18 protein-coding genes are annotated in these 21,109 nt (G+C 70.0%); 8 read left to right on the top strand and 10 right to left on the bottom strand.

Going from position 1 to position 21,109, the window contains the following annotated elements:
* Position 1 precedes the first annotated feature (1 nt).
* Both KOI35_RS39560 and KOI35_RS39555 read right to left on the bottom strand, forming a co-directional pair.
* A complete protein-coding gene (locus KOI35_RS39560) occupies positions 2–991 on the bottom strand; it encodes an AAA family ATPase (RefSeq protein WP_215794470.1) in 990 nt (329 codons plus the stop codon).
* Positions 992–1,005: 14 nt separating this feature from the next.
* A complete protein-coding gene (locus KOI35_RS39555) occupies positions 1,006–1,845 on the bottom strand; it encodes a S1C family serine protease (RefSeq protein WP_246614509.1) in 840 nt (279 codons plus the stop codon).
* A gap of 260 nt (positions 1,846–2,105) precedes the next feature.
* On the opposite strand from KOI35_RS39555, the gene KOI35_RS39550 reads away from it, so the two are divergent.
* Entirely contained in the window at positions 2,106–2,603 is a 498-nt protein-coding gene (locus KOI35_RS39550) for a TspO/MBR family protein (RefSeq protein WP_215794467.1), read from the top strand.
* Here KOI35_RS39550 and KOI35_RS39545 read toward each other — a convergent pair.
* A complete protein-coding gene (locus KOI35_RS39545) occupies positions 2,593–3,171 on the bottom strand; it encodes a hypothetical protein (RefSeq protein ID WP_215794465.1) in 579 nt (192 codons plus the stop codon). The two genes, KOI35_RS39550 and KOI35_RS39545, sit on opposite strands and share 11 nt — an antisense overlap.
* Positions 3,172–3,283: 112 nt before the next feature.
* Here KOI35_RS39545 and KOI35_RS39540 point away from each other — a divergent pair, with 112 nt between their 5' ends.
* From KOI35_RS39540 to KOI35_RS39510, 7 genes are all read left to right on the top strand, one after another.
* Positions 3,284–5,011: a YncE family protein gene (locus KOI35_RS39540; protein WP_308121352.1), complete on the top strand. Its 1,728-nt coding sequence runs from the start codon at positions 3,284–3,286 to the stop codon at positions 5,009–5,011.
* The gene (locus KOI35_RS39535; protein WP_308121351.1) at positions 5,008–5,454 is read left to right on the top strand and encodes a sigma factor-like helix-turn-helix DNA-binding protein; all 447 of its coding nucleotides are present in this window, start codon (positions 5,008–5,010) and stop codon (positions 5,452–5,454) included. Before KOI35_RS39540 ends, KOI35_RS39535 begins: the two co-directional genes overlap by 4 nt.
* Positions 5,451–6,107 (top strand): zf-HC2 domain-containing protein, encoded by a 657-nt coding sequence (locus tag KOI35_RS39530; protein WP_215794460.1) that lies wholly within the window; start codon positions 5,451–5,453, stop codon positions 6,105–6,107. The genes KOI35_RS39535 and KOI35_RS39530 overlap by 4 nt, the downstream gene beginning before the upstream one ends.
* A 60-nt stretch (positions 6,108–6,167) precedes the next feature.
* Positions 6,168–7,241 carry a DMT family transporter gene (locus KOI35_RS39525; RefSeq protein WP_215794458.1) on the top strand — a complete coding sequence of 358 codons (1,074 nt, stop codon included), beginning with the start codon at positions 6,168–6,170 and terminating at the stop codon, positions 7,239–7,241.
* Between the two features lie 155 nt (positions 7,242–7,396).
* Complete coding sequence (locus KOI35_RS39520; protein ID WP_215794456.1) at positions 7,397–7,651, top strand: hypothetical protein; 255 nt, start codon at positions 7,397–7,399, stop codon at positions 7,649–7,651.
* A gap of 376 nt (positions 7,652–8,027) precedes the next feature.
* Positions 8,028–12,545 carry a hypothetical protein gene (locus tag KOI35_RS39515; protein ID WP_215794454.1) on the top strand — a complete coding sequence of 1,506 codons (4,518 nt, stop codon included), beginning with the start codon at positions 8,028–8,030 and terminating at the stop codon, positions 12,543–12,545.
* A gap of 322 nt (positions 12,546–12,867) precedes the next feature.
* Positions 12,868–13,659 (top strand): hypothetical protein, encoded by a 792-nt coding sequence (locus tag KOI35_RS39510; protein ID WP_215794451.1) that lies wholly within the window; start codon positions 12,868–12,870, stop codon positions 13,657–13,659.
* A 10-nt stretch (positions 13,660–13,669) separates the two neighbouring features.
* On the opposite strand, the gene KOI35_RS39505 is transcribed toward KOI35_RS39510, so the two are convergent.
* The 7 genes from KOI35_RS39505 to KOI35_RS39475 all read right to left on the bottom strand — a co-directional run bounded on the left by KOI35_RS39505 (position 13,670) and on the right by KOI35_RS39475 (position 21,041).
* On the bottom strand, positions 13,670–14,797 hold the full coding sequence (locus KOI35_RS39505) for a hypothetical protein (RefSeq protein WP_215794449.1): 1,128 nt from the start codon (positions 14,795–14,797) through the stop codon (positions 13,670–13,672).
* A complete protein-coding gene (locus tag KOI35_RS39500) occupies positions 14,794–15,300 on the bottom strand; it encodes a SigE family RNA polymerase sigma factor (RefSeq protein WP_215794447.1) in 507 nt (168 codons plus the stop codon). The genes KOI35_RS39505 and KOI35_RS39500 overlap by 4 nt, the downstream gene beginning before the upstream one ends.
* Positions 15,301–15,355: 55 nt before the next feature.
* On the bottom strand, positions 15,356–16,180 hold the full coding sequence (locus KOI35_RS39495) for an SGNH/GDSL hydrolase family protein (RefSeq protein WP_308121350.1): 825 nt from the start codon (positions 16,178–16,180) through the stop codon (positions 15,356–15,358).
* 93 nt (positions 16,181–16,273) lie between these two features.
* Positions 16,274–16,561, bottom strand: coding sequence for a hypothetical protein (locus KOI35_RS39490; RefSeq protein WP_246614551.1), 288 nt, complete (start codon positions 16,559–16,561; stop codon positions 16,274–16,276).
* A 41-nt stretch (positions 16,562–16,602) separates the two neighbouring features.
* On the bottom strand, positions 16,603–16,854 hold the full coding sequence (locus tag KOI35_RS39485) for an ABC transporter substrate-binding protein (RefSeq protein WP_215794443.1): 252 nt from the start codon (positions 16,852–16,854) through the stop codon (positions 16,603–16,605).
* Positions 16,855–16,967: 113 nt separating this feature from the next.
* Complete coding sequence (locus tag KOI35_RS39480) at positions 16,968–17,642, bottom strand: maleylpyruvate isomerase family mycothiol-dependent enzyme (RefSeq protein WP_215794441.1); 675 nt, start codon at positions 17,640–17,642, stop codon at positions 16,968–16,970.
* Positions 17,643–17,693: 51 nt separating this feature from the next.
* Complete coding sequence (locus tag KOI35_RS39475; RefSeq protein ID WP_215794439.1) at positions 17,694–21,041, bottom strand: CARDB domain-containing protein; 3,348 nt, start codon at positions 21,039–21,041, stop codon at positions 17,694–17,696.
* Between the last annotated feature and the right edge of the window lie 68 nt (positions 21,042–21,109).

The following is a 21,109-nucleotide window of genomic DNA, read 5'->3' as shown; positions in this document are numbered from 1 at the left end:
CTCAGCGGCCTCGGCCCGCGGGCTCCGGAATCGCCACGTTGGCCAGCACCTTCTGCAGAATCAGATCGGCGGTCACATCGTCCGAGAGTGCCTCGTAGGACAGCACCAGCCGATGCCGCATCACGTCCAGGGCCAAATCAGTCAGATCTTCCGGTACGACGTATTCGCGGCCCCGGATGAACGCCAGCGCCCGCCCGGCCAGCACGAGGCTGATCGACGATCGCGGACTCGCCCCGAACGTCACGTAGCGGGCCAGGTCGGTCAGGCCGATGCGGGCCGGTTCGCGGGTGGCGTGGGCGAGCTGCACCGCGAACTCGATCAGCGACGGGTCGACGTACACCCGGTCGGCCTCCTGCTGCAGCCCGACCAGCGTCTCCGGATCGATGATGCGCTGGATGACCGCGGCCGCGCCGAGCGCCCGCTCGACCACCACGAACTCCTCGGTGACGCTCGGATAGCCGACGATCACCTTCATCATGAAGCGGTCGGTCTGCGCCTCGGGCAGGGGATAGGTGCCCTCGGTCTCGATCGGGTTCTGCGTGGCCATGACCAGGAACGGGTTGGGCACCTTGTGGGTCTCGCGACCGATGGTGACCTGGCGTTCCTGCATCACCTCGAGCAGGGCCGACTGCACCTTGGCGGGCGCGCGGTTGATCTCGTCGGCCAGCAGCAGGTTGGTGAAGACCGGGCCCAGCTGCACCTGGAACTCGCCGGTCGGCTGGTGATAGACGCGGGTGCCGACGATGTCGGCCGGCACCAGGTCGGGGGTGAACTGCACCCGGTGGAAGTCGCCGCCGATCGCCTCGGCCAGGGATTTCACGGCCAGCGTCTTGGCCAGGCCGGGCACGCCCTCGACCAGGATGTGCCCGCGGGCCAGCAGCGCCACGAGCAGCCGCTCGAGCAGCATGTCCTGGCCCACGATGGTCTTCTTGACCTCGTAGAGCACCTTCTCGATCGGACCGGCCGAGGCGGGCGGGGCGTCATTCCACATGCATGGGTCCTTTTCTACAGAGGTGGGTTCTGTCCGTCGCCCTCGCCGGCCCCGAGCGCGGTGCCGATCGGGACCGCGAAGCCGATGCCGATGAAGGTGCCTGCATCCGTCGGGTTGGCCAGCGCGATCACGATGCCGACCACCTGACCCTGGTCGTTGATGAGCGGGCCGCCCGAGCTGCCCGGGTTGACCGCGGCGTCGAACTGGATGAGCCCGGCGATGGCGCCGCCCTCGTCCCGGTTCAGGGTGCGCTCCAGCCCCGAGACGACGCCGCTGGTGGTGGTGGCGGTGAGGCCGAGCGGGTTGCCGATGGCCACCACGTCGTCGCCGATCGCCGCGCCGCCGCCGAGCGTGGCCGGCACCAGCGTCTCGGGCAGCTTTTCGGGAGTGAGGGTGGCGATGTCCTGCGCCTTGCTCGAGGAGGCGATGGCTGCGGCTGATTCGGTGCCGTCGGCGTACGAGAGGGAAATGGTCTTGGCCCCCTCGACCACGTGGAAGGCGGTCAGGACGGTGCCGTCGGCGTTGACGATCACGCCCGTGCCGGTGTCGGTGCCCGCGCCGCTGCCGCTCGCCGTGATCGACACGACCGAGGGGCGCAGCGCCTGATAGACCTCGGGGACGGTGAGTGGCGCGTCGGACGCCGAGGGGGAGGGCGACGGGAGGGCCTGGGCCGGGGTGCCGCCGTTGCCGCGGAACACCACGAAGCCGGTGAGGGCGACGGCCCAGATCACGACGGCGCCGATCAGGATCTTGCGGCGCAGCTCGCGGCGTTGCCACCAGCGCGGCGGCGCGGGTTCGGTCTCGGTGGGTGGTGTCGGCCCGGCGCCCGAGGGCCGGAGCACCTCCATCTCCATTCATCGACTGTAGGAGCGAAATCTCAAAACTCCATCAACGAGTGGCGTTTGTGCACGTCTGCGAATCCTGACCGGGCGACATAGCCCGGTTGACGATATATATCGCTGCGGTCGAGCACTGACGTCGGTGGCCTGCCCACGTGGCTGATCCCGGCCGGTGCGGTCGCCGCCGCTGCCTTCGGCGCCCTTGCCGTGATCCGGGCGGCGTGGCCGAGTCGGCCGCACGTTTCGCCGGGTCCGGGCCGGGAACAACTGGGGATATGAGCCAAGCCGCGCTGCGCCTGCCCCACCACCACCCTCGTCGCCGCTGGCTCGCGCTGGCCGGGTTCGGCCTGGCCGTCTTCGTCGCGGCCGCGATCGGCGGGCTCGGCGTGGCCGGCACCAGCGCCGAATACAACGGGCTCCAGCAGCCGGCCTGGGCGCCGCCGTCGTGGCTCTTCGGCCCGGTCTGGACCGTGCTCTACGTGATGATCGCGCTGTCCGGGTGGCTCGCCTGGCAGCGGGTCGGCTTCACCTGGCCGCTCTGGTTGTTCACGGCTCAGCTCGTGCTCAACGCGATCTGGACGCCGCTGTTCTTCGGCGCCGGGCAGTACGGCCTGGCCTTCGCCGAGATCGTGGTGATGTGGCTGGCGATCGGCGCGACGGTGGTCGCCTTCTGGCGGGTCCGCCGCGCCGCTGCCCTGCTGCTCCTGCCCTACTGGGCCTGGGTCACCTTCGCCACGGCGCTCAACTTCGCGATCTGGCGGCTCAACGCTTGATCGGCCGTAACGAGTTGAGCAGTCCCAGCTCCTCGTGCAGCACGCCGTCCTGCCCGAGGGCCCGGAAGTCGTCCTCCACCTCGGCCCGGTCGAGGCGCCCGGAGCGTACGGCCCGGTAGCGCACCATCGTCCAGACGAACACATCGAGGTTGTCGAAGCGGGTGTCCTCCTCGAGCGCCCCGTCCTCGTGGAACCACACGGCGACCTGCCCGTCGGTCAGCACCACGTAGTAGTTGCCGCTCCCGTCGGCGCCGATCGAATAGACGTCGTCGTCGGTCAGCTCGGTCTCGTAGTCGGAGTCGAGGATCTCGACCCCGTTGGCCTCGAAGTCGAAGCCGTAGACCCAGTCGGCGATGTCCATGAACTGCGGCATCGCGCCCGATCGGACCCGCCGGTCGAAGGCGGCCAGCGCCGCCGCGCCGGCCGGGCTCAGCCGGTCGAGGAACGGCTCGACCGGCCGCACCTCCTCCTCGAGGGTGATCGGCTCGTCGTCGGGGAACCAGCGGGCGAGATCCGCGTCGAGATCGCGGTCGATGTAACCGGCCAGGTCGGTGAGGGTGACAGTCACGGCGCGGATCTTAGCGAGAGTGCCAATCTCGGCTCGCGTCTTCCCATGTGGAGGTTCGTCACTACATGATGATCGCGGGGACACTATGAGTGAAAATAGGCTACCGCAGAGTGTGTTGACCGAGATCGGCAGTCCGATCCGGGAGTCTCGTCTGACCGCGGTCGACGGGTTGACCCGGATGGCCTGGGGCGCCGATCTCATGATGGCGGCTGCCGCGCGGCACGCGTTGCAGCAGATGACCGAGGACGACAGCCGCAGCGTCTCGGCCTCGGCCACCGCCGCTCTCGAGCGCACCGCGGTCCGGCTCGAACCCGAGCGCATCGACTTCGGCACGGTCGCCGCCGAGACGCCACGCCTGGTCGCCGACGTGCGGGTCGAGGGTCCGCCGCTGGCCGTCGCGGGTGCCACCGTGACCGTGTCGGGTCCGGGGCTGCGCGCGATGATCAACGACCGGACGCTGCGGATCATGTGGCTGCCGCGTTCCGACTGGCTCGACGGGTCGGTCACCGTCCGCGGCCCGGCCGGCTGGGCCGAGGTCCGGGTCACCGGTCAGGTGGCGAGCGCTGTCGCGGCCGGAGCGTGGGCGAGCCCGCCACCTCCTAAGCCGGCGGTGAGCCGCGGCGGTGAGCCCGAGGGCATGCGCACGTACGACGGTGGAATGGTGGCCAATGACTACGGCCCGGCGCGCGTCACCGTCCTCCCGGCGCCCCCGCCCGCCCGGCGTCAACTGGGCACGACCGTTCTCGTCGCCATCCTGACCACACTGGTCGTGCTGGGTGGGGCGGGCGTCGCCATGACCCTGCTCGACGGCCGCCGCAACCCGATCGCCCCGGTCGTCGCCGCGCCGCAGCCCAGCGGCCAGGGCGCGGTCACCCTGGAGGAGACGGCCGAACCCGGGATCACCAAGGTCCCGCTGGCCGCCGAACGGGTGCAGAGCGTCGCCAAGCCCACCGTGATCGGCACGATCAAGGTCGGCGCCGAGCCCGAGGGCGTGATCGTCTCGCCCGACGGCCGCACGGTCTATGTGGCCAACCAGAACAGCCGCATCCTGTCCGTGGTCGACGCGACGACCCGCAAGGTGTCCTCGGTGCAGCTGCGGAACACGCCGCGCTTCGTCGCCGTCTCCCGCGACGGCCGCACGGTGTTCGTGTCGATGTACGAGGACGACAAGCACACCGGCAGCGGGGTGGCGGTCGTCGACACCCGCAGTCGCAAGGTGATCAAGTACCTGGACACCGGCCACATGCCGTACACGCTGGCCGTGGCCCCGGACAACAAGCTCTGGGTGCCGATCCACAGCGACGGCCGGCTCGAGATCTTCACCCCGGGCACCCTGCGGATGGAGGCCGACCTGCCGGTGCGCCCGAACCCGCACGCGGTCGGCTTCTCGGGCGACCAGATGCGCGCGTTCACGGCCAACCACGAGTCCAACATGGTGTCGGCGATCGACATGCGGACCAACACGGTGATCCGCAACATCGGAGTGTCGAAGGCGCCGCACAGCATCGCGGTCTCCCCGGACGGGCGGATGGCCCTGGTCGCGGGCTACGAGGCGGATACGGCCGACCTGATCGACACGGTCAGCCTCAAGCGCATCGGGCCGTTCAAGGTGGGCCGTGATCCGCAGAGCGTGGCGTTCTCGGCCGACAGCCGCTTCGGCTACGTGGTCAACGAGTTCGACGGCACGGTCTCTGTGCTCAACGGAACCACCGGCACGCTCACGGCCACAGTCAAGGTCGGCAAGAGCCCCCGTACGGTCGGGGTGTCGCCGGACGGTCGCCGCGCCTACGTGTCCAACGGCGGCGACAACACGATCTCCGTCCTTCGGGTGGGGGAGTGAACCGACGCGACCAGGTGGCCGGTGAGGTGCTCGTCCGCCGGCTGTTCGCCGAGCACGGGGCGGCGCTGCTCGCGTACGCGACCCGGCTCAGCGGGGATCGGGCGGTGGCGGCGGAGATCGTACGGGAAACGCTCTTGCGGGCCTGGTCGTCGAACTCTGCGCTGAGCGAGGACCGGGGAGCCGTACGGGCGCATCTGTTCTCGGCCCTGCGGGAGGTGGCGAACGCGCCCGCCGACCCGCTCGAGATGCTCGCCGCGGTGGGCACCTTGCCGCCCGAGCAGCGCGAGGTGTTGAACCAGTTGTACTTCCAGGGGCGTGACGTCAAAGAGGCGGCGGCGTCGCTCGGTCTTCCGGCCGAGACGGTGAAGTCCCGCAGCTCCGAGGCGTTACGCCGGTTGCGGGAGGCGGTGGCGCCCGCGGCCGAACCGACGGGAGTCTCATGAACGGGCACCAGACCGACCAGCTCGGCGCGTACGCCCTGGGTGTGCTCGACGACGATGAGTGGGCCGCCGTGCACGCCCACGTCGAAGACTGCCCGCAGTGCCGGCGTGAGGTCGGCGGTCTGCGCGAGATGGAGGAGCGGCTCGGCGAGATCCCGCCCGAAGCTTTCCTCGAGGGCCCGCCGCCCGGCGGTGACGAGATTTTGCAGAACACCCTTTCCCGCGTACGGGCGGAGGGTCGCTCTTCTCATCTCAGGCGCCGCGCTGTCTACCTTCTGGCCGGTGTCACCGCGGCTGTCCTGGCCCTGCTGGGTGGCCTCTATTTCGGTCGTTCCACCGTTCCTGCGGATTCTTCCGCCGCGGTGGCAGCGGCGGCGGCACCTCGTGTGCTCACCGGCCCCGGCCTGAACGTGACTGTCACTCCGGCCGCCGGTTGGGTGCGGCTGAGCGCCACCATCGAAGGCGTCCCGGCTGGTACGCAGTGCCGGCTGTTCGTGATCGCCAACGACGGCGGCCGCGAGTTCGCCGGAAGTTGGCTGGTCAGCTCGCCGGGCCCGACCACCGTGGACGGCAGCGCCCTGGTCGCTCCGGCCGACGTCGCCGCGGTGCAGGCCGAGACGTTCGCGGGCCAAGTGCTCGCCACGGCCACTGTCTAGCGCCTATCATCAGATCGTGATTGCTCGATCGACAAAGCGTCACAAGATCGGGTTCCGGCGATGACCGGGGCCAGTTGGGTCGCGTTGTCGATCGTCATGGTCGGGTCGCTCTGTTATGCGACTGCCTCGATCCTCCAGGCCGTCGGCGCCCGCCGCAGCAGCGGCACGGCCCAGACCATGGCCCACCCGCTCTACCTGGCCGGCATCTTCTTCGACATCCTGGCCTGGGTCGGCGCCATGATCGCGCTGCAGACCCTGGCCGTCTACGTCGTCGAGTCGATCCTGGCCGGTTCGCTCGCCCTCACCGTGCTCGGCGCCCGCATCTGGCTCGGTTCCCGCCTGCGCCGCCGCGACTCGTTCGCCATTCTCGTCACGATCGTCTCGCTGACCTTCCTGGCCTTCTCGGCCGCCCCGCAGGGCGAGGTGCACACGCCCAGCGAGCTGCGCTTCGCCCTGTGCGGCGCGGCGGCGGCGATGGTGCTGGTCGGCTACGGCGCGGTCAAGGTGGACGCTCCCGGCGGTGTCATCGCGGCCTGCGCCGGTCTCTCCCTCGGTGGGGCCGCCCTGGTCGGCCGGTCGCTGCCGATCCCCGAGGGCGTCAGTGCCGGGCAGACCGCGCTTGCCCTGCTGACCGAGCCGCTGATCGCCGCCCTGCTGGTCTTCGCCGGGACGGGCATGACGCTGTATGCCCACGCACTGCAACACGGCGACGTCGGCCCGGTCACCGCGATCCACTGGACGGCCGAGGTGATGGCGCCGTCCATCGTGGCCGTCGTCTTCCTGGGTGACACCGTCCGCGATGGCTGGCTGCTGCCCGCCGGCGCCGCCTGTGTCCTCACCGTCGGTGCCGCCATCGTGCTGGCCACCGCGCCCGCGACGAGTGCCACACACGTCGAGGCTTCGCCCGAGCCCGAGCCTGCCGCTCTGCCGGGCCAGGCGCCCCGGCACGCCCTGGCCGCGCCGCCCCTCCCCGTCCTGCCTCAGCCGACCGGCGAACGGGTCATCTGGTGGGGCCCGCCGCCGATCTGGCGCCCGCCGGACCGCGGCCGGCCGGTCGAGCCGTCCTACCGCGCTCTCGCCCTGCCGGCCGCCGCGCCGCGCTTCGTCTGGGCGGCTCCGCCCCGTCGTCGCTGAACCCCTTCGGGTGGGCGTGGGTGGCGCCCGGCGGTCCACACTGCTACATTCTTTCCGGGTTGTTTCCGCGCCCTTTGTTGGTCCTGCTCCTCCCGCCCTGATGGGCTTCTCGTTTGCCGCAATTCGACGGCGACAGGTGTTCGAGGGGGCAGGCCGTGCAGACATCCATTGTGATTGTTGCCGTCATCGTTCTGGTCGGCTTCATTGCCTATCTCGGCCTCCTCGCTTTTGTCGTCACCCGAACCGGGGATACGCGCGGACTGCGGGATGTGGCTCTGGCCGTGCGGGCCTATCGAGGCGTGCTGGCCATCGTGGCCAAAAACCCGTCCGACGGCGACGGCGCTATCAATAAATCGGATGAGGCCGATGTTCTTCCGGCCTCTCGAGGTGACCTCTCACCCGATCGGTGACGGGGCTCATCCGCCGACGGTGCATGGTCCGACCAGCCCTACTAATCCGGCCAGGGCTCGTCTAGCGTTGCGACGGCAACCGGCCGTAGCCCTTTGATCACAAGACATTCGAGTTTCGTTGTAGGGGTGAGCCTTGGCAGTCGACGGAAGCTGGACGGCGCAGATCTGGCCCTGGTTGAAGGGTGTTTCCGCCCATGTCGGACTACCGTCCGACGGAGACGCGGATGTGATCCGGATCGACCAGGCGTTCGCCGCTCTGGCCGTCAAGTCGGAGGCCGTTGATCACGAAACCGGCGCACTCCTTTTCCTGCACGGACTCTGGTTCTGGGCACATCAGGGATGGATTCCGGATCGGACCGCACAGATCACTTCCTTGATGTCCGGGGTGCATGTGGACATCAGTGCCGAAACTGCGACTTCGGTCGTCGGCCTGGTTCGCTCGTTGTCCGATCAGGTCGCCGCTTCCGAGCCGATCTCGCAGGCCGCCACGGCCATGCTCGACCGGTTGTCGACGGTGCCGGGTGCCGCCGAGGTCCGGAACACCCTGCTTCCGAGCCCGGCCGAGCCGCCGCCGGCCGAGGCCGAGGCCTCGCCGGTCGCCGCGAGCGCCGAGGAGAGCCTCAGCGCGGACGACGAGCAGGCCTTCTGGGACGCCGTCTATCCCCAACTGTTCGACTCGAACGACAAGCCGCGGTCACTGGGCTGGGAGTTGCTGAACGCCGGCCACGCCCGGGACATCCGCCAGCGGACCACCCACCGTGTGGCGTCCGCCCTGCTGGACGTTCTGGCCGAGAAGGCGGTGTCGACCGGGTCGCTGCCCCGCGTCGAGCACGTGCTCGTGCCGGCGTGTGTCGCGGTGATCCACACCGAGCACGCGGACCTCGTCGCCGAGGCGATCGGGCTGGTCGTCCGGCAGGCGGCGCCGTCCAGCGTGCAGGTGACCCTGCTGACCGCGGACACCGGCCGGTACGAATCCGTCGTACGTCAGCTCCTGCTGCGGGCGATCACCGGGTTGCTCGACGCGGCCTCCGTGCGCAACGACCGGGTCAAGGCGGCCAGCTGCGTCGAGGCCGCGGCCACGCTCGCCGAGAATCTGACCCAGGCGCAGACGAAGAGCCTGTGGGATCGCTTCGAGTCGTTCAACCTCGAATCGAGTCTCGCGCTCGACGAGCTGCGGGCGCGGGCCGACCCGACCCGGCGCCCCGACCTGGCCGGTCTGAGCACGACCGACCGCACCGCCCTGCTCAACGCGGCGCAGGCCTTCCAGGCGCAGACCGCCGCCGACATCTGCAAGCGCAACCGGACCATCATCGTCGAGCAGGCGCGGACCTGGCTGGCCCAGCAACTGGGCAGCAAGGTCTCGGAGTACCGCGCGCCGGCCGTGTCGCACCCGGCCACACAGCATCCGCGGAACCGCCTGAACAAGCGCGACGTGGAGGACGCGATCGCCGGCAACCAGCCGGCGGTGGCGCGCTGCCGTCAGGCGCTGGAGCCGTTCCTGGTCCGGGGCCGGAGCATGGCCGCCGAGGAATGGGACGCCTACCTGGACGCGCAGGCCAGCCGGCTGCCGGACGCGGCCGACAAGTGGCGGCGGATGACCCGGCCCAGCCCCGAGGTCTGCTGGAACCTGGCCGTCTTCGACACCAAGCGGAAGTTCGCCGGTGTCGGGGCGTACAAGCACCTCGACGAGGGGCTCAAGTCGTGGCGGGCCGACACCGACATGGTGCTGCTCGGCATCTGGCTGGCACTGCAGGCGACCGAGGACGGGCAGTCCGGCGACGACGAGCCGACACGCTTCTTCACCACGTGGGCCCGGGAGGTGCCCGAACCGAGGGTCCTGCTGGCCGCTCTCGCGATGGCGAACACCGACATCCCCACCGGCTTCGACGGTGCCGAGGTGGCCCTGCGCCACTGGGGTCAGCTGGCCGATCCGGTGCCGCTGCGCTTCGACTCGGGGCAGCGATCCGCCCCCAGCATGGTCGACGAGGTCCGCAAGGAGTCCCGCTACACCCAGCGATGGCAGCGGTGTCTCCTCGCCGGAATGGCCGCCAAGCTGGGACCCGCTCCCCGGCAGACCGTCCTGGTCGCGCTGGCCGAGACCAGCGAGAAGGATCCGGACCACACGGTCGCCAACGAGACGTGGGCACGCGTGATCGAATACGCGCGGGACCGTCTCGACCAGCAGAGTGAGGAACTCGTCCAGCTCGAGCGGCGGGTGAAAGGCCTGGCCGAGGGCGACAACCGGCGTCCGGGAGTGCGCAGCCGGATCCAGCACACGAAGAAGGGCCTCTCCGACGCGAAGTACGCGTTCCGGGCCCCCGGATCGGGCGCCCTCCGGTTCGCCGCCAAGTGGCGTGACGAGCGACTGGCCCGCAGCGTCAAGGAGGTGCTCGACCACCACGCGATCCCGACCTCCAAGGAGCAGGACAAGCTGCTCAGCAGCCTGCTGCCGGGTGGCCCGGTGCAGCCGCCGCCCAACGTACGGCCGGAGATCGCCGAACTGTTGCCGAAGCTGACGGCCGCCTCCGACCCGGCCTCGGTGGCCGCACTGGCCCGCAGCGTCGAGTCGGCGCTGGTCTACGTCGGCGTCGACACCCGGGTCCGTGAACTGGTGCATCAGGTGTTCTCGGCCCTGGGGCAGCTGTCCGAGGGCGTACGCCCCGAGGACGCCCGTGACCTGCTCGACCGCGTCGGTCGCATCGCCGCCGAGTTGAAGTCGTCCGACGCCGGCGAGGAATCGCTCGCCGCGCTGCTCGGTGCCGTCCGCCGGGCCTCCGACTTCGCGGTCAACCACCTGGTCGAGGCGCCCCCGCCGCACGCGGCACTGCCCGCGTACTGGGTGGGTCTCAGCCGCGAGGCGGAGCCGCCGCAGGCGGTGGTCGAGGTCAGTGGCACCCGCGAGGTGGAGCTGCAACAGGTCGAACTGTCCGGCGGGGTGTCCTCGCTGGCCCTCGGCAACGTCGCCGCCGGCGAGTCGTACACCGTGGCCGTCCCCGTGGCGGTCGACCTGCACGCGCCCCAGGAGTCGGTGGACATCCAGCTCGACCTGGCGTGGAGCTGGGGCTATGTCACCGGCCGCCGGCGGTCGGTCACGGTCACCGCGCCGGTCAGCAGCTGGGACGCCCTGCTCGCCGACTCCGGCGTGGCCGGTCTCGAGATTCCCGACGAATTCGTCATCAACGAGCCACTGAGCCGCAGCCAGGTCGTCTCCGGCCTGTTCCAGGGTCGCGGTGACCACCTGGAACAGGTGCTGCGCAACTATGTGGATCGGCTTCCGGCCGTGCCGGTGTGCTTCCACGGCATCCGCAAGGTGGGCAAGAGCAGCCTGCTCAACAAGGTGATCGTCGAACTGGCCGACGCGGGCCGGCGCGTCGATCTGGTGACGGCGCAGGGTCTCCAACCCGCACACCAGACCCTCGGGGCGATCGTCGCGAACCTGTGCCGGCGCATCTCCGGCGAAGCGCGCCTGCCCCTCCCGGCCGTCCCGCCGCTCCCCGACAATCCGACGCTCTTCCTGGAAGAGTTCCTCGACGCCTACGCGGATCTCGGCAAAGCCGCCAGCGGATCGGCCCCCGTCCTGGTCATCGACGAGTTCCAGTGCCTCTACACGGCCGAGTGTGCACCGCTGCTCGACCTCATCCGGATGATGGCCGAGAGCCGGCGGTGCGGCTTCATCTTCGCCGCCGTCGAAGGCCCGGGCGGCCTGCCGACCACGACCGGACTGCTGGTGGAGCCCCGGCGGGTCGACTTCCTGGACGCCACCGAGGTCACCCAACTGGTGAAGTCCGTGCTCAGCGGCCGGCCGGTGATCGTGCCGGACGACGTCCACGGCGTCCTGTTCGAGGAATCGGCCGGGCATCCGAACTTCACCTCGGCCATCATCAAGGGCGCGCTCCGGCTGGCCAACGCCGGACGGCGGAACGTCATCTGCGTCAACGACGTGTGGGACGCCTCGCAGGACATCGCGACCAACCAGCAGTACATGTTCGACGTGTCCTGGTTCGACGCATCACTGCTGAACGAGCAGGAGCGTGCCGTCGCGGTCGATCTGGCGCACACCCTGCCGACACCCCGGGCCTGGATGAGCGTCGCCGACGTCATCAAGCGGTCGGAGCGGGACGTGCGCTCGACGCTGCGGGCGCTGGAGGGGGCGAACGTGATCGAGTCCCGTCCGGCGCCGGGTGGTGAGCTGCAGATCCGCATCCGTGGCGGGGTCCTCGAACGCTACCTGCGCCTGCTGCACGGCGCCCGGCTCGAGGTCTCACCGGACAAGAGCAAGAAGCCGGTCGGCCTGTTCGTCGACGTGGAGAACATCATCGGAGCCGCGCAGTCCCCCGAGGAGCTGGCCGATCAGCTGATCGCCTTCGCCCGGCGGTTCGGTTCGGTGGCGCCGCCGGTCGCCGTGGCCACGCGATACTCGCTCTCCCTGGTGGGCTGGGATCTGCGGGCGGTCGAAGCGGCCTTCGTCGCGCGACAGATCCGCTTCGAGATGCCTCCACCGAGCATCGAGTCGAAAGAGAACGCGGCCGACATGGCGCTGCAGCCGTTCATCACCGGACTGGCCGAGCAGTACAACCTGGCCGAGGTGGTGATCGTGTCGGGCGACCACTTCTTCATCCCCACCGCGATGGGCCTCCTGAAAGGCGTGGAGGGCCGTGGCCGGGCCGCGTCCGGGCTCCGCGTCCACGTCGTCGCCGGATACTCGCGCGACAGCAAGGCGGGCAATTTCGGTACGCCGTGGATGGCGACCGTCGACGAGCGGCGGCTGACCTGCCAGATCCTCGGGCTCGACGGCCCGGATCTGGTGCTGTGGGACGCCGACGAGGTGTTGAAGGACCCGGCCATGGCGCGCTCGGTCACTCCCGAGAAATTCCAGGAGGAAATCCGTGGCTGACTCTCATTCGCCGGAGTGGGGCGACCTGCCCGCATGGCGGAAATCAGAGCCGTTCGATCCGCCCGCGGGCCGGCACTCGGCCGAGGAGTCGTGGAACTCGCCGTCCTCGGCCGAACCCGAGAGCGTGGAGGCTGAACCGGCGTCACCGGTCCCTCCGAGGTGGGGGGACGACCCCGGAATCGACCGGCGGCCGTCCTGGTCCCTGTCCACAGCGTTCACGTTCACTCCACCGGAACCGGCGGCGGCACCGCCTCTCCCTCCGTACGTGCCGGTTTCCCCGCCGGCCCCGCAGCAGATGGGGCCACCGCCTCTGCCTCCGGTCGTGATCCCGGACGAGCCGGCTGCTCCACCACCCCTGCCCCCGGTCGTCGCCGCGGCGGAGCCGGTCGCGCCGCCGCCGATCGTGACCTTCGACCATCCGGCCGAGCGGTCTCCGGCGCCGCTGCTGCCGCCGGTCGTGGGTGCGTCCGATGCGGTTGCGCCGCCGCCGCTTGCTGCGCCGCCGCCGCTTGCTGCGTCGCCGCCGCTTGCTGCGCCGTCGCTTCCTGCGCCATCGCTTGCTGCGTCGCCGCCGCTGGCTGCGCCGCCGCTTGCTGCGCCGTCGCTTCCTGCGTCGCCGCCGCTGGCCGCGCCGTCGCTTCCCGCGCCGTCGCTTCCTACGTCGTCGCTTCCTGCGCCGCCGCTCGCTGCACCGCCGCTTCCGGCGAGCGCCTCCTTGTCGGTCCAGGCGCCGCCCCTGCCGAGGACGACCATTCCGGCACAGTCGGCGCCTCCAGCGACCGCGCCGCCGCTGACTCTGCCGGCGGCCCGGCCGGCCGAGTCCTCGCCCGCCCGGGGTTCAGTGATCACCCCGCCGAGGCCCTCGGCCGAGGACGCGGAACCGTCCAGCCCTCCGGAGGTCGCCGAAGCGACCCCGACTGACTGGTCGGTCGTGGACAGTGCCTTCCGGAAGACCCTCGCCGACCTGGTCGATGCCCAGACCCAGCTCGCCGCGCTCGCGGCTGGGCGGTCGGCCGCCGAGGTTCTCGGGGACGGTCGCGAGGATCTGCGGCAGGAACTCGCGGCCACCCGGGCGACACTGACTCAGCTGGAGGCGTGGCTGGCCCGCCCGTGACCGATTCTGCTCAGCACTGCCAGACGCGTGGGTCGCCCCGCTCGTCGTCGTTCCGGCCCTGAGTGTGGCCGACCACCAGGCCGGTGTCCGAGACGGCGCGGGCCGACGCCTCCTCGCCCGCGGGGACGGGGAGCTTCACCGGCTTGCCGTCGCGGATCACCTGACCCGCCGCCACGACCACGCCGGTGCTGTTCACGTCGTCGGCCGGGCCGTTGCCCGGAAGCTGAGTGAACTGGCCGGTGCGCAGGTTCCACAGGGCCGGCTTCCCTTCCCCGGTGGCCGGCCAGATGCCGCCCGCGGCCCAGTCGCCCCGGATCGCGTGCGCGATCGCCCGGGTTCCGTCCGGAATCGTCAGGCGCTTGCCCGAACCGGTGCGCTGCCACACGTACGGGAAATCGCCCTGACCGTTTTTGAATGTCGCCCCGACCACCGGGCCGGTGTCGGAAATATCGTAGATGTTGGCCTCGGGGGGTAGGGGGAGCTTGACCGCGGTGGTCGTGCCCGCCTTCCAGAGCAGGGCGATGCTGTCCTTGCCCTCGATGTTGGCGATCGGCTCGGCGTTGATCACGATGTCGCCGGTCGCGTTCATGGCCGGCCCGGGATAGACCGTCCACTGGCCGGGTGGGGTCCGCATGCGGGTGTACTTGCCGTTCTCGTAGCGGAACGCATACTGCTCGGCGCCGTTGGTCGCCAGGCCGGCCACCACGCCCTGGGCGTTCACGGCGGTCGCCTCGATCGACTCGGCCTGCTGGGGCAGCGCCTTCGGCTTGCCGTCGGTCCACAGGATCGAGTGGAAGTCCTGGCCCTCGGCGTAGAGCCCGATCACGAACCGGCCGGTCGGATCGACTCCGGCCGCGCTCGCCCCCGTCACGCCCGTGGGCGTGGCCAGGACTCGGGTAGTGCAGCCAGGCGGCTCAGCCGGTGAGGCGGCGGGCAGCGGGACCGGCTCCGGCGATCGCATCAGGCCCGGCACCGCCAGCACGGCACCGGTCGCGACGGCGACCCCACCCGCCGCCTGCCATGACCGGCGGCGAAAGACCTGGCGCCGGCCCGCCTCCAGCAACGACTCGGCCTCCCAGCGGCTCGGCGGTGGCGTGATCGCCTCGAGTCGCTGCCGCAGTTCCTGCTCGTCGTTCATGCCTGCTCCCTTTCGGCGGCCGTCATCATCGCTTCGCGGAGGGTGGCCAGGCCGCGGGCGCACTGGCTCTTGACGTTGCCGGTCGAGCAGCCCAGCGCCTCGGCCGTCTGCTCGACGCTCAGGTCACCGAAATAGCGCAGCACCACCACGGCCCGCTGCCCCTTCGGCAGTGTCCGCAGTGCGGCGACCAGCGCGTCCCGCTCCGAGAAGCCGTCGTCCGCACCCGGAGCCGACGTCTCCGGCATGTGGTCGCCGAGCAGCACCCGTGACCACCGGCGGCGGCGCTCGTCCAGGAAGCGGCGCACCATGATCCGGTGCACGAACCCGTCGAGGTTGTCCGCCGTGGCCGCCTTGCGCCAGCTCACATACAGCGCGGTGAGCGTCGCCTGCACGATGTCGTCGGCCTGGTGCGCGTTCGAGCACAGCATGTACGCCATCCGGTGCAGGCGCGGCAGCCGCACCCGTACGTAGTCGACGTACTCCCGGTCCTCGTCGGCCCGCATCCGATCCCTCCCTTGTCGCCTCTATGTCGGCGCCGGGGTCGGGGAAGGTTGCAGCCTATTTGAAGGAATACGTGGCGTCGGCCAGCTCGGCCTGACCCTCGGCGTTCGGATGGAAGTAGTCGACCTGGTTGACCAGGTCGAGACTGAAGCCCGCCTCGAACACGTCGTCGTCCCAGCGGCAGCGTTTTCCGTACGCGTCGCACGCCTGCCGCAGTTCGTCGTTGTAGTCCTTGATCCGGTCCCGCACCTGCCGGCGTCGCGCTTCGGCCGCCTCGGTGGTCGCGGCCGGGTCGGCCAGCATCGACGGGCAGGTCTTGAAGCGCTGCCACGCCCGTACGGCGCGAGGATTGTCGTGGCCCTGCTGCCAGAGGCGGTAGAGGTCGGGGACACTGGCGACCACGATGTTGGCCTTGGGCAGGCCCTTCTTGAGCCGGGCGAGTCCCCGGTCGATGCTGCCCCGGAAGCCGGCCACCGACGTCATGCCGGCCGTCGTTGCGGCGCAGGCGTCGTTGGCTCCGATCAGGATGGTCACGTACTGGGCCTTCGCGTCGACCGCCTGCGCGGCCTGACCGGCCAGATCGCGGGCCTCCGCGCCCGGTCGCGCGTAGTTGTGCGCGTTGCCCTTGATGCGCGGGTTCTTGGCCAGGATGCGCGCGTAGTGACTGTCCACGGCGTCGGCCGTGCCGGTGGCCCACGAGTTGCGGCCGCACACCAGGAAAGCTCCGCAACTCCCGAACCCGGCCGTGATCGAGTCGCCGAGAGCGGCCATCGAGGACGGGTAGCCCTTGGCCGGCTTGCCTGTCGAATCCGGATTCGCGGCGCCGGTGCCGTCCGCACCCTCACAGGCCAGCGCGAACACCGCCAGACTGGCCAGGACCACCAAATGCCACCGGCGAAGCGTTCCCCCGTTACCTGATGCAACCACTCAGGCACGATATGTCATGTGGGGTGCCCCTGTCCGGCCGCGTGCCGGTCAGGTCGCTCGGGTGAGTTGGTCGCGGGTCACGCTCAGCACGACGGTGCCCTCGAGCGCCTCGACGATCTGGTCGCCACTCGCATAGACGTCGTGCGAGAACAGCCCGGTGCCGTCGATGCGCAGATAGCCGGCCACCATGAGCGCCTCGACGTCGGCATCCGCCTCGGGGCGTACGTGGGTGCCCGGCTGTTGCACCGCGCTGACCGTGCCGACCTCAGCGCCGGCGGGGTCGGCCACGGTCATGCCCACGCGAACACCAGCAATCGGCTGCGCCTCAGACTGCATCACCGGCCAAGTATCCCCGCCCGCCGCGGCCCGACCGCCGTTCAGGACCGCAACTCTGCGAGCGTCGCCCCGGCGACGATGCGTGCGATGTTGCCGTCGGGGTCGTGCCCGACCAGTTTCCGGGCGAGTGCTTCCAGGTCCTCGATGTCGCCGTATTTTGCTCGTAGGAGTGCTCGCATCGTCTTGGCGCTGCCTAGTTCGAGGCCTTGTTCGAGACCTTGTTCGAGGCCCTGCTCGCGGTTCTTGCGGGCGATCTCGCGGCCCGCTTCCGACTGCTCGAGAACGTTGTTCATGCCTCTCCATCGGTAGGCAGTCGTTCCTCCTCCACGCCTCGTGTCGGCGGGGAGGACAGTTTTGCGCATTGCGTGATAACTAGTCAAGAGTCAGGATGACTTGTGCCAGATTATCAGGGGACTAGAGGGCCGCGCAGGATGTCGCGGGCGGCTGTCTCGTTGCCGGTCAGGGTTTGCCATGGTGCGGGAAGGCGGCCCCACAGCATGAGCAGCAGGTCGGCGGCGGTTCCGGACAGCTCGGCGACCGGGACGCCCGGCCCGAGTTGCCAGGATGCCGGCAGGTCGGTGGCGTTCAGCCGGATCGCGGCCTGGAGCGGGTCCATGCGCCCGAGGCGGATCTGCCGTGGCACGAAACCGTCGATGACTTCGGCTATGCCGTCGCCGCACAACGCGGGGTTCAGCGTGCTCGGCCGGCCCGCGGCCTGCTCGGCGTCCCAACGGTGCACGAGCGTTTCGAGGCAGCGGCGGCGTCGCCAGAAACCGACCGTGTGCGGCGGGAAGAATGTCCACGCCTCGGTCGCCGGGTCCACCGCGAGCGTGTCCGTCAGGGTGCGGGCCGTGTCGGCGAACCACGGCACGACGTCGGCCGGGGGCGGCTCCGCGACGTAGTCGCCCCGCAGCTCGCGGACCGCGGCGGCCGCCCACAGGTTCTCCTGGCCCAGGTGGACGACCAGGTCGTGCAGGGTCCAGTCGCCGCAGTGCTCGACGGGGGCGGACAGGTCGCCGGTCAGGCAGTCCTGGAAAGCGGCGAGCTCGTCGTGCAGCAGAGCCAGATGGTCGAGAGTCATACGCCAAGGATCCCGGCGGTGCGTGTGAGCGCACCGCCGGGACCGTGTTTGTCAGCTGCCCGTGATGACGAACTGGGAGCCGGGCTGGGTGACGATGTTGCCGTCGGCGGAGTTGGTGATGGTGACGTTGCTGAGGACCGCGTTGCCGCGGGCTCCGCTCATCGCCAGGATTCCGGCGCCGTTGTTGGACTTGTCGATGCGGACGTTGGTGACGGCGACGTTGGGCATCTCACCGCCGCCGGTCTTGAACTGGATTCCGTCGTACGTGGAATCGACGATCTCGGTGTCCCGGATGGTGACGCCGGTGATCGGCTTGCTCGACGGGAACAGGGTGATCGCGCCGAACTCCTGGTCCTCGTTCCAGAAGACGCCGCCGGCCCGGTAGAGGCCGTTGTTGGCCAGCAACGTGGTCCCGCCGAAGGGCAGCGGATCGTGGTCGGTGGCCAGCATGATGCCGGGGTAGTTCATCGTGTCGTAGATGAGGTTGTTCTCGGCCGAGTTGTTCGACCCGCCGTAGATGGCGATGCCGTTCGCCCGCCACGGCAACTGCACCGTGTTGTTGACGAAGTGGTTGTTGTTGGCCGAGTCCGCCGTCGTGTCCTTGACCCGCGGGTTCGCCCAGACGGCGAGTGAGTCGTCACCCGTCGTACGGAAGGAAGAATTGAACACCCGGGAATTGCGCGTGCCGTTCGAGAAGTTGATGCCGTCCGCGTACGTGTCCCGGATGCGCATGCCGCTGAACTCGAGCCCGTCGCCCGGGTTCCAGTAGGCGGGCGTGTCCGAGTAGTCGCGGCCGACCCACGCGCCGACGTTGACGTGCTCGATCCACACGTTGCTGATCTTCGTGTTCTTGCCGAGGCGGCCGTTGATGCCGTGGCCGCGGTTGGCCCGGTTGGTCGTCATGCCGAAGATCGCCAGGTCGGAGATCTGCGTGTTGTCGTCGATGTCGAAGCCGACGTTGCCCTCGTGCGGGTGGTTGATGTTGCCGACCACGTTCTGCGGCTCGGTGTTCGTGTAGAGCTGCGTGTGCCACATGCCGGCGCCGCGGATGACCACGTTCCGGATGCCCTTCTGGTTCCACTGGCCGCGGGTGGGGTCGGGCGACAGGATCTTCTGCTCCTGGCGCCACTGACCGGCCGGGATCCAGACACACGGGATCACGCCGTTCTCGTCGTCGGTGACCGCGCGCTGGATGGCGGCCGTGTCGTCGATGCCGTCGTTCGGCACCGCGCCGTAGGTCGTGATCGACACACAGCCGGCCGGCTGCGAGAGCGCCGGGGCCACCTGCTCGAGGTCGATCATGTCGATGATGTAGAACGACGCCGAGTCGCCCGAGTCCCGCTGCAACTTGAAGCGGGTGCCGACCGGGTACGACGTGGACAGCAGCGCGTGCGACTCGTCGAAGAGCCGGCGTGCGTCGGCCGACGGCGTGTTGGACAGCGACTCGGTGTCGTCGGTCGTGCCGTACAGCCAGCTGTTGCGCGACGAGAGCGTCAGCTTCTGCACGAACTGGTCGTTCGCGTACAGGCTGATCGTCGCGTTCTGCCCGCCGCCGCCCGGGGCGTCCGGGATCGAGTTGCGGACGACGATCGAGTTGGCCTGGTTGACCGAGGTGAACTCGACGAACTGGCCGGTGCTGTTCAGCCGCACCGACTTGCGGCCCGACGACTCGGTGCCGAAGTTGGTGTGCCCGAAGGTGCGCAGCGCGTCCGCCTCGACCAGGGTGCCCTGATAACGGGCGGCTTCGGCCTCGTACGACACGTACGGGGTGGCGGCACCGCGTCCGACGACGATGGATTGCGTACGGGAATTGTTGTTCTCGTTGGTCTCGGCGACGACGTTGGTCGCGTCGGCCGTGGCCGTGATCGTCGCGCCACCGCTGGTCGCCGTCCAGGGACCGACGTTGACCGTGACGGTGGCACCGGCTGCGATCGTTCCGGTGTTCGCGTTGAGCGTCGTGCTGCCCGCGACCACCCGGGTCACGGTGGCGGCGGCCGCGCTGGTGCCGCGGTTGTTGACCGCGACGGCGAAGGTGACCGACGAGCCGACCGCCGGGTTGGCCGGGTTCGGCGTGACGCTCAGGACCTGCAGGTCAGGACCGGGCGCCTGGGCGACGACGAGCGCCGTCGGCGACGTGTAGGTGTTGTTGGAGTTGTCCGTCTCGGGCACGGTGTTGGCCGGGTCGACGACCGCGGACACCTGGTAGCTTCCCTGCCCGCGACGACCCGCGTTGACCGTCACGGTCGTCGAGGCACCGGCCGCGAGGGCGCCGACGTTCGCGCTGCCGACCGTGTTGCCGGCCAGCCGCACGTCGACGGTGGTCGCGGTCGAGGCGACCGACCCCGCGTTGCGTACGGTGGCGGCGATGTTGATCGTGGAGGTCTCGTCCGGTGTGGCCGGGGTCCATGACAGACCGCTGACCACGAGGTCGGCGGCCGGGGCCCACGAGCCGAGCACCTGCAGCTCCGCGACCTGCCCGCCGGGCGCGCCGGTGTTGCTGAAGAACTGCAGCTGCAGGTCGGCGACCTTGCCGGTGACCGGGATCGTCACCGAGTTGCCGGAGCCGAACGCGTAGTCGGCCCGCGCCTTGAGCGAGGTGAACGCCGACGCGCCCTGCGCCCGGCCGAGCACCTGGATGCTCTGCGTGCGCGGACCCCAGGCGGAGTCCGGGTTGAGCTGCACGACGACGCCGGTGACGTTCGCGTCGGAGCCGAGCTTGGCCGTCAGCGTGGCCGGGAAACCGTTGGACTCCCAGTAGGTCGCCCGGTTGTTGTCGTTGGCGTTGGCCGCGACGAAGTTGAAGACGTTGTTCGACGCCTCCATCGTCTTGCCCGCGGCCAGGTTGGTGCCGGTCGGCGGATCCGGGTCCGGGTCGGGGTCGGGGTTCGTGCCCGCGACCCCGTAGACCTCGAGCTCGGACAGCTGACCGGCCGGCCAGCCGGTGTTGCCGGTGATGTTGACGCGGACGTACCGGACGGTGGCCGCGGTGAAGTCGATGGTGACCGTGTTGCCGCTGCCCGGGTTGAAGGTGCGGCCGGCGCTCGCCGACAGCGTGCTCCAGCTCGAGTTGTTGGTGCTGCCGAGCACGCTGAGCGTCTGTGTGCGGGTGGCCCAGTCGGCCGGCGGCGGCAGCTTGAGCTTGACCTGGTCGACGGCCACGGCGCTGCCGAGGTCGACCTGGACCCACTGCGGGAAGGAGTTGTTCGGGCTCTCCCAGTAGGAACTGGCGTTGCCGTCGGTGACGTTGCCGGCCCCGTACGGGCCGTTGATACCGCTCGCCGTGGCGGCCTTGCCCTGAGCCAGGTTGGGGCCGCCGGCGGCGTGTGCGGGGGTAGCGGAAATCCCGGCGGTGACCAGGGCGGTCGCCAGGATGCCGGTGACGAGTCTTCGTCCTCTCATGAATCCCTCTTCGGTGTGCGCGCGTGGTCGCCGAGGTTCGGGGGCTCGGCGATCACGGGGGGACGGGG

The sequence above is a fragment of the Paractinoplanes bogorensis genome (assembly GCF_018829635.1).
Taxonomy (GTDB): Bacteria; Actinomycetota; Actinomycetes; order Mycobacteriales; family Micromonosporaceae; genus Actinoplanes; species Actinoplanes bogorensis.
The sequence above is the reverse complement of the archived record's forward strand: the minus strand, read 5'-3'. Positions and strand labels throughout refer to the sequence as shown.